Below are 1,874 nucleotides of genomic sequence, written 5' to 3'. Positions count from 1 at the left end.
TACCGTATTTTACCCCGTCCAGAACGCCGGAGCCCCCGCCACACAACGCCTTCGGAGTTTTTCACCAGCCTGTTAAGGCTGTCAACTCCGCGTCATCAGCCGCCCGCCCGGTATTCGCGGCAGCCACAAGGGCCTGCAATAGCCGAAATGGAGACGGTGGCCAATCTCCCGCGCCATAGTAGCGTCCGTCCAGAAAGCGCAACGAAACCCAAAGAGCATGTATGGGCATGGCCTAGCTTCCCGTTTCAGCATCGCTTTCCGGTCCTTCGTCCTTAGCAAGCAGCGCTTTTGCCTTCTTGATATCGAAAACATACCGCTCCTTGGGCTGGACAACGCCGAAACTCTCCGCTGCGGCCTTGGCGTACTCCACAATCGTATTCATAGCCTCATTCGAGGAGAGGGCAAAAAAAGTCGATCCACCGCGCCTCGGAACAGCTTCCCACGGCTCATCGTCCGGATCTGCATAACGCAAGAGGCAGCCCTCGCGCAGATAGAACTCCATCTCTGCAGTCGCCGCTACGAGAGCCAAACCCAGCAGATAACGCCGCAGCGTCCGTGAGGCGTTGTCATCCGAACCGCATATCGAACGGAGCGCGATCAGGTTGATAGTGACTTGTCGGGTTATCGGTCCGCGGGCAATGATTCCTCCCAGTACCCGAGCCTCGTCGTTCGGATGCCCATCCTTATACTTTTGCAATTTGTCCGACTTGCGGAAAACCGCAGGCACGTCCTTGAAACCCTTGTCGGAGAGATTGACCTTTTGTTTCTTGGCCTCATCCGTCAGCGCCTTCTTCTCGTCATCGTCCAGAAGCTTCCATACGCTGTTGTATTGTGCGGCTCCATGAAGGATTTCAATGTCTTCGGCGCGAATGAAGGAGCGTAGCAAGCGAGGCCGCTTAACCTGCGTGCCTCTAGAATCCCAGGCACCAAACAGCAACGAGGTCGGAGCGAGCTTGGCCAAAGGACACGCATCGTTTTTGCGCAGGATAGCCTTGAACGCCGCATCCATTTCCGCAGCCAAATCGGACGAACGGACGACCGCATCACCCGCGCGATGGGCCAGTTCAAGCAGAGAAACGGTTCGCTCTGCATCGTCGTCCTTACTTTTTCCCAAATCGAAGACGATCTGCGGAACCAAGTTCCGATAGTTGGCTTGCTGAAAAAGTGGCTCCATGCGGTTTGCCTGTGAGGGCACCGAGTCGATCTGCGCGACCTTCGTGCCATCAGCGAGCGTGTCGATGGAATACCCGATATCCGCGTAGGTCGGCGGGAAGATAATGCCGCCCTCTCCATCCACCGGGAGCAGGCGTTGCTTGAGAACCAACGCAACCGGTCCATTTTGATCGTCGGCCCAAGCATTGATCGCTGCATGGGTCAGGCTTAGAACTTCGGTCATGTTTCGGTCTCCTCAGTTGAATAACAGACGACTTTGTTTTTACCCGACAGGTGGAGCGGAAAACGGAACAAGCGTCGCTGGACAGGGGCAAAGTTGCCACTCAACGCGGCGCGGGCTAACTGGGCGGGAAGTAGTCCGGCCCAGATGGCATAGCGATAAAGGCGCAAGGAAATTTCGGCGGGGCGTGCATGTTCCAGCCCGATGGCAGCCAAAATCTCCACGATGGGCGAGGCCATGACCTTCTGCTCAAGTTGGCCACCAAGGTCGTTGAGTGAATACCCGGCATCGAGCGCGGTCCAAGCGCCACGAGGATCGAAATTGAAGCTCCCGCCCATCGGGCAAAGTCTGCCAAATGGGTCGGCGATGAGTTCCTCTCGCTGCTCTTGCCAGAGTTGAGTGATACGTAAGCGCTCCATAAACCGCACGCTTCCGCTGGCCTGATTGTTGTCGCAGGCTATCCGCTGGGTTTATCGGCAGA

General features: G+C 56.8%; 3 protein-coding genes. All 3 read right to left on the bottom strand.

What is annotated here, in order from left to right:
* Positions 1 to 61: 61 nt before the first annotated feature.
* From csb2 to ACW73L_RS22055, 3 genes are read right to left on the bottom strand one after another with little or no spacing between them, the layout of a single operon-like run.
* Complete coding sequence (gene csb2 / locus ACW73L_RS22065; protein ID WP_498924691.1) at positions 62 to 229, bottom strand: type I-G CRISPR-associated protein Csb2; 168 nt, start codon at positions 227 to 229, stop codon at positions 62 to 64.
* Between the two features lie 3 nt (positions 230 to 232).
* Positions 233 to 1,396, bottom strand: a complete 1,164-nt coding sequence (gene cas7g, locus ACW73L_RS22060) for a type I-G CRISPR-associated RAMP protein Csb1/Cas7g (RefSeq protein WP_498924690.1) — start codon at positions 1,394 to 1,396, stop codon at positions 233 to 235.
* Entirely contained in the window at positions 1,393 to 1,812 is a 420-nt protein-coding gene (locus ACW73L_RS22055; protein ID WP_498924689.1) for a hypothetical protein, read from the bottom strand. Before ACW73L_RS22055 ends, cas7g begins: the two co-directional genes overlap by 4 nt.
* Positions 1,813 to 1,874: the final 62 nt, after the last annotated feature.

It is taken from the genome of Methylolobus aquaticus, assembly GCF_054172105.1.
This window is presented reverse-complemented; position numbering and strand designations above follow the sequence as displayed.

Excerpts from the sequence above, each read along its gene's own strand:
- csb2 (WP_498924691.1), bottom strand. The coding sequence starts at position 229 with ATGCCCATACATGCTCTTTGGGTTTCGTTGCGCTTTCTGGACGGACGC.
- cas7g (WP_498924690.1), bottom strand. The coding sequence starts at position 1,396 with ATGACCGAAGTTCTAAGCCTGACCCATGCAGCGATCAATGCTTGGGCC.
- ACW73L_RS22055 (WP_498924689.1), bottom strand. The coding sequence starts at position 1,812 with ATGGAGCGCTTACGTATCACTCAACTCTGGCAAGAGCAGCGAGAGGAA.